Genomic DNA, 6,489 nt, shown 5'->3' on the forward strand with positions numbered 1-6,489 from the left:
GCATGAGTTGAATGGCTGGAGTATCAGGAAAGAAATGCAAGGCGAGATCGACCGCCACTGCCATAGGCCCGAGCGCCATATATCCAACAATCCACTGAGCCAATTGCTTAGCACTATCAGCGCGTTTATTCGTAGTCATCTCTTAGCTTCCATAGCAAATGTCAATCGCAAATGTTCGCTTTGGATCGGCAGCGGACATCTACCTATTCCAACAAAGTCCTCTGTTATTGCTGGATTGGCTCGATACTCATACCGGCAACTTATCACCCACTGCTGAAGCCAAAATACCTTCGCTGTAAATCATTGGCTCAACTCGCCGTTGTGAGCGGCAACTAATTGCCACGCTGCAGAATGATGCGCAGCTCCTCAACATCCAGATCGCGCTCCAGTTCATGAAGCACCTCGTCTTCGATGAGTCCGGCGCGGTGGATGCGGATCAGTTCTGTACGTCCAGCGGCAAGGGCGAGCAGGGTGACGTCGAAATGCGTCTGAACCGCCTCCATGAACGTGTCCGCATCGGCGGCGTAACGCGTGGTTATTTCCGCGCGCTTGCGATACTCCTCTAACAGCCGCGGATGGATCAAGGTTCCGTCTGGCGCGTAGGCATGCACTTCAACCGCCGCCGCCATGGCGCGGGCGATGGCTGCCTCCGATGCGGGCAAGTGCATCTTCGCCAAGGGGTCTTGATCCGCTGGCCGAACCCGTTTGATCAGCCAACCCAGGCTGGTCCCTTGCATCACCACGGTGGCGAAGATCACCGCGAAGGCGGTGACCAGCATCAAATCCCTGCCTGGCATCGATACGGGCAAGGTCAGCGCCACCGCCAACGTCACGACCCCGCGCATGCCGGCCCAGCTCAGCACCGTCGCTTGCCGCAAGCCCAGCGGCCGCGCGCGCTTCAAACCCATGCCCCGGAGTACGGCGAGCAGGCCGTCGACGCCAAAGATCCAGATAAAGCGCGTCACCGTCACGGTCAGAACGACCCCAAGAATGGGGATGGCCATCTTGCTGGAAACCGCCTCGAGCCCACCGACTCGATCGAGCACGCCGCGCAGCGAAAATCCGATAAGAATGAAGACCAGGGCTTCTAGAACGAACACCATGGTTTCCCAGAACGCACTTCCGCGCAGCCGAACTTGCGCCGGAAAGATCACGTGCTGATACCAGCCGAGCACCAGCCCCGCGGTAACCGTTGCTATCACACCGGAGACATGGGCTGCCTCGCCGACGATATAGGCGACCCAGCACATGAGTGTGCTGACCATGACGATCAGCGTCTGCTCGCCCAGGCGTCGCACGACGAAGATCCAGATCGCCGACACGGCGAGGCCGGCAACGATCCCGCCAAGCGCGAGCAGTACGAAATTCGAGACGGCTGCACCGGCATCAAACGCGCCGCTTAGCGTTGCCACGACGGCGAAACGAAAGAGCACCAGACCGGTGGCGTCATTGAGCAGGCTTTCCCCTTCCAGCAGCGCCGATAGCCGGCGGGGAAGCTTCACTCGCTGCAGCACGGCGCGTGCCGCCACCGCGTCCGGTGGCGAGACGATGGCGCCAAGGGCAAAGCAGGCAGCCCAGGGCAGGCCGGGGACCAGAGCATGGGTCACGACCCCAACCGCCAACGTGGTGAACACCACCGCACCCACGGCGAGCGACAGTATCCCTGGAAGGTGTCGGCGGAAGCGGCCGAAAGCAGTGAAATACGCACCGTCCATCAGCAGGGGCGGCAGGAAAAGCACCAGGATCAGTTCGGGATCTAGCGCGAACGGTGGCAGCCTGGGTACAAACGCAAGCGCGCCGCCGCCGACAAGCAAGGCCGTGGCCGGCGGCAGGCCTACGCGTCGTGCCGCCCAATGCAGTGCGATAACCACCGCGAGCAGAACCAGCACGAGTTCAAATATCTCGACAGGATGCATGGGTTCTCCCCCAAATCACTAAATCGATACTACACACAGCGCCGCCTGATCCGGTACAGGCAAAGCTGTCTTGCGAGAACGCTGGCAAAGCAGCATGGTGATCTGGCCGGATGGGCTGTTCAGCCCATCGGGATCGGCACAGCGCGCGTAGCTACGGATACTTGAGCTGAGTTCAGCTGCCTTCGCGCACGCGCATGGTCAAGCCCTTGAGGAAATTGCGCAGCAGTTGATCGCCGCAAAGGCGGAAATTCTTATGCCCGGGCTGGCGGAACAAGGCGGTCAGCTCCGGCTTGGAAATGGGAAAGCCGGCGTCTTCGAAAATCCGGTGCATGTCGATGTCTTTCAGCTGGAACGCGACCCGTAGTTTTTTCAGCACGACGTTGTTGGTCATGCGCTTTTCCATCGGTCGCGGCGGCAGGCTTTCGTCACGGCCGCGGTAATGGAAAACCAGCCCATCGAGGAAATGCGCCAGCACCGGGCCGCTGCATTCCACGTAGCCTTCCTCTTCGTCCTTTTTCAGAAACGCCTGCACCTGTGCCTTCTCGAGCGGGAAAGCGGCATCGGCCAGCTTGGTGATCTCGACCACCTTGATATCGCTGAGATCTAGCATGTAGCGGATGCTGCGCAGTACGTCATTGTTGATCATTACGTGTTCCGGACAAACCAAGCTGGGGCCGCCATGCTACCGCGCCGGTCAAGTCGATGACGCCTGCCGCCGGCAGCGGCGCCGCGCCAGGCAGGCCAGCGGCGGATCGCGGGAGGATATTGGCAGCGCCCGGTTCGACCTGTGCAGATAAGCCGGTCATGGCGTGGCCTCGGCGCAATGACCGTCAACTACGCGCTTTACCTGAAAAAGGTCAAACGCCAGGACCGCTGGAACCCGTTCCAGGGCTAGCCTGCGGGCATGGCCAACCCACCGCGCGCAGGCATCAAGGTGCCAGGCCGCGCCGCTGAAGCCAGTCGCCGAGCTGTTTGAGTACCTGGGTGCGGGCCGGCTCGGCTTCGTTGAACAGCTCGTGATACAGCGTGTCGAAAAAGCGCGTGGTGAGCCGCTGTGTGGGGCTGGCGCCAGCGGCAAAGTCACGGCTGCCGGCAGGGTCCACCAGCGCATCGCTGCCGGCAACCAGCAACAAGGCAGGCATCGACAGCTTCGAAGCATCGGCAATGCTGCTGGCGCCTGCGCGGAAAATGAAATCGGCCAAACGCGGCGTGACGCAGTTATGCCGCAAGGGATCGTCGCGATAGGCGGCAACGACTTCCACATCGTGCGACAGCTTGTCCGAGCGCAGGCCGCTGCGCAGCGGCAGATTGGGCAGCAGGCGCGCCAGTAGCTTGGCCAGGCGCACCAGCCACACCGACTCGTGGCTGCGCAGCGCGGGCGAAGACAACATCAAGGCATCGGGGGTCACCAGCCCATCAAGCACGGCCCGCACCGCCACCAGGCCGCCCATGCTGTGGCCGAGCAGTAACGGCGTGCGTGGCTGCTGTACGGCATAGTCGTTGTAGACGATGGCCAGGTCTTCCAGCAGATCGTCGGTATGCCGCAAGGCGCCGCGCTGCCCCACGGTTTCGCCATGACCACGCTGGTCGTAGCAGCGCACCGCATAGCCGCGCGCATGAAACCACTGCGCCAGCTGCCGGTAGCGGCCGCTATGCTCGCCCAGGCCATGCACGATCAGTACGGCATCGCGAGCCTGCGGGTGCGGCCAGTCGCGCACAAACACGCTCAGACCATCGGCCATGGTCAGGTGCTGGGTGGTCTCGCCATGAACGGTGCCCGGATGACTCACGACGTGCTCTCGAGGCAAAGAGAGAATTCTGCCTCAGTCCGGCGCGCTTGTGTTTGCTAGATGCAGCCAGGCGCCGCCGTGCAGAGGGGCCCGGCTTATCGAAGCGATGCGTTGCTCCTCCCCTGCGACCAAAGGCAGTCCCCTTTTTGGGACTTGCAGGGGCAGGCTGGGAGGGGGTGAAGGCTTGTCGCCAGGCCGGTTACCCCTCCCCAGCCCTCCCCTACGTGTAGGGGAGGGAGTTATCGGAAGGGTCTGGGCGGGCGCGGATCGCCGCCTTACAGGTCGGCGCGGAATTCCACGCCGATCACCCGTGGATCGTTGACGAAGGCGGTGCGGTTGTTGAAGTCGATGGCACCGGTGATGGCGCGCTTGTTGGTGAGATTGCGGCCGTACAGGGCCACTTCGCGCTTGCCGAAATCCCAGTTATAGCCCACCCGCATACCGCCTTCGAGCAGCGGCTTGCTGCGGAACTCGGCCGACTCGTAGAGGAAGAAGTTCACCTCGCTGCGGTAGTTCCAGTCGGTATAGATGAAGAACTCGCCACTCTCGCCATACGGAATGCCGTAGCGCGCGGTGAGGGTGCCGATCCACTCCGGTGCATTCGGCAGCGGGTTGCCATCGACCAGCGCATTGCCGGCGGCGTTGAGCGGGTTGAGCACGGTGCATTGCGCGCCGCAGACGGCCACGGCGAGGTTTTTGTCTTTCAGCTCGGTGTGGTTGTAGCTGCCTCCCGCAGTGAGCACGAAGTTCGGCGTGAGGTAGGCCTCCAGGTCGAACTCGGTACCGTAGCCCTGGGTTTTGCGTGCATTGAGCAGGCGCGTCACATTGATGTCGCCACCCACGGCGGTGAGCTGCTGGTTGTGCATGTTGTAGGTGTAGACGTCCGCATTGAAACGCACGCGGTTGTCCATGCCGGTGGTCTTGATGCCCAACTCGTACGAGGTAATGGTCTCGGGCTTGGCCTGCGAAATGCTGTTGGAAAACAGCACGCGGCCTTGCACGCTGGGCGCACGGAAACCATTGGCGATGCGCGCGTAGACGTTCACGTTGGGGTTTAGCGTCCAGGTACCGGTGAGGTCGCCGCTCCAGCGCGAGTCATGCGGATTGGCGGCCAGTTGCAGCGGGCCTGCGCCGATCGGCGACAGCAGGCGGTCGACGCGGAAGTTGCGCGAATCGTGCGAGTAACGCGCGCCGGCGCGCAGCTCGAAATCGTCGGCGAGCTGGTAATTGGTCGAACCGAACACCGCCCATGCCTTGGTGCGCTGAGTCTGGTTGGCATAACCGTCCAGCGCATGATTGTTGAGCGTGGCGTAGTCGTAGTTGGTGATCTTGATGTCTTCGTCGAAATAGTAGGTACCAACCTGCCAGTTCAAGCGATCCTGGGTGTTGCTGGCCAGGCGGAATTCCTGGGTGAGCTGGCGATCGCGCGGCAAGGCGTCGGCGGTCTCGGCCGGAAATGGCGTCACTGCGGAGACCTGCGACGGGTTGTTCGGCACGGCGATACCGCCGTCGACATCGCCCAAGCTATAGGTGGTGGCGCGCTCTAAACCGGTGATCGAGGTAAAGCTGTAGTCGCCCAGTTTCCAGTTCAAATGCAGGTTGCTGCCCCAACTGAACAGGTGCTGCTTGTTGCGGCCGTCCTGGGTAACCCGGTCACGGGCGAAGCCTGGCACCAGCGAGTCGCCGCCCAGCTCGATGGCATTGGCGCGGTTGACCATGGCGCTGCCATTCAGCCAGCGCGCGTGGCCGTTGATAAGCGCGCTGAAATCGCCGTCTTCGTACAGCGCCTGCAGGCGTACGGCACGGTCGTTATAGCCGCCGAGCGCGTCTTTCTTGCCGGTGTAGGCGTTGTCGATCCAGCCATCGCGATGCTGCGCCAGCGCCGAAACGCGGCCGGACCAGTGCGAGCTCAGCGCACCGCCCAAGGCGGCTTCGACATTGGCGGTGCCCAGCGAGCCATACGAAACACGCGCGTAGCCGCTGGTTTCCTGGCTGGGCTTGCGCGAATCGAACTTGATCACGCCAGCCGGCGAGTTGCGCCCGAACAACGAGCCTTGCGGGCCGCGCAGTACTTCGACCTGGTCCAGATCGAACAGCGGGAAGCCTTTGAGAATGGGGTTTTCTTGCACGATATCGTCGTACACCATCGATACCGGCTGCGATGAATTCAAGTCGAAATCGCTATTGCCCAGACCACGGATATAGAAGCGCGGATAGACACGGCCGTACGAGGTTTCGGCATATACGCTGGGCGCACGCGCCGCCAGCTGCAGCACGGTATCGCCGGACTGGCCGAAGGCGTCCAGCTTCTCGGGCGTCAGCACGGTCAACGAGATCGGCACTTTCTGCATGTTTTCCACCCGCTTTTCGGCGGTGACATTCACCGTCTGCAGCTCGGTGGTTTTACCGGCCTGCGGCTTGGCCTGCTGGGTGGTGGCGTCTTGCGCCTGGACTGTGCCGAAGCTAAGCGCGGCAGCGATGGACAAAGCGAGCACGCCAAGGCGCGACGGACTGGCAACGGACATGTGGTATTCCCCAGGGTTGGAAGCAACGGTGTATGGACGCCACGCAATCTTTGTTGCATCGCAGCGACACGATATTGTCATACACCGCAGGTACCAGCGAAAGCGTAATTTTTCGCGCCGGCTTTGCAGCGGGCCCGATCGCCCTCATCTATGATCGAATCCGCTTTCCCGCCATTGCGGGTCCAGAGCACGCTCAATGCCTTTGCAGCCCTTCCATCCCGCCGTATCGGCCTGGTTTCACGGCGCATTTCCGGCGCC

At 62.1% G+C, this 6,489-nt stretch carries 5 protein-coding genes; 1 reads left to right on the top strand and 4 read right to left on the bottom strand.

What is annotated here, in order from left to right:
* Window positions 1–332: 332 nt before the first annotated feature.
* The 4 genes from OUZ52_RS21680 to OUZ52_RS21695 form a co-directional block, all read right to left on the bottom strand.
* Window positions 333–1,916: a Na+/H+ antiporter gene (locus tag OUZ52_RS21680; RefSeq protein WP_266160674.1), complete on the bottom strand. Its 1,584-nt coding sequence runs from the start codon at window positions 1,914–1,916 to the stop codon at window positions 333–335.
* 172 nt (window positions 1,917–2,088) lie between these two features.
* A complete protein-coding gene (locus OUZ52_RS21685) occupies window positions 2,089–2,562 on the bottom strand; it encodes a YehS family protein (protein WP_266160676.1) in 474 nt (157 codons plus the stop codon).
* Between the two features lie 283 nt (window positions 2,563–2,845).
* Window positions 2,846–3,658, bottom strand: coding sequence for an alpha/beta hydrolase (locus OUZ52_RS21690; RefSeq protein WP_266160680.1), 813 nt, complete (start codon window positions 3,656–3,658; stop codon window positions 2,846–2,848).
* Between the two features lie 323 nt (window positions 3,659–3,981).
* Window positions 3,982–6,231 (bottom strand): TonB-dependent receptor, encoded by a 2,250-nt coding sequence (locus OUZ52_RS21695; RefSeq protein WP_266160677.1) that lies wholly within the window; start codon window positions 6,229–6,231, stop codon window positions 3,982–3,984.
* A gap of 32 nt (window positions 6,232–6,263) precedes the next feature.
* Here OUZ52_RS21695 and OUZ52_RS21700 point away from each other — a divergent pair.
* Window positions 6,264–6,489 (top strand): hypothetical protein (locus tag OUZ52_RS21700; RefSeq protein WP_266160678.1); only part of this gene is annotated, 226 nt, incomplete at its 3' end.

The sequence above is a fragment of the Dyella silvatica genome, assembly GCF_026283955.1.
Classification (GTDB): Bacteria; Pseudomonadota; Gammaproteobacteria; order Xanthomonadales; family Rhodanobacteraceae; genus Dyella_C; species Dyella_C silvatica.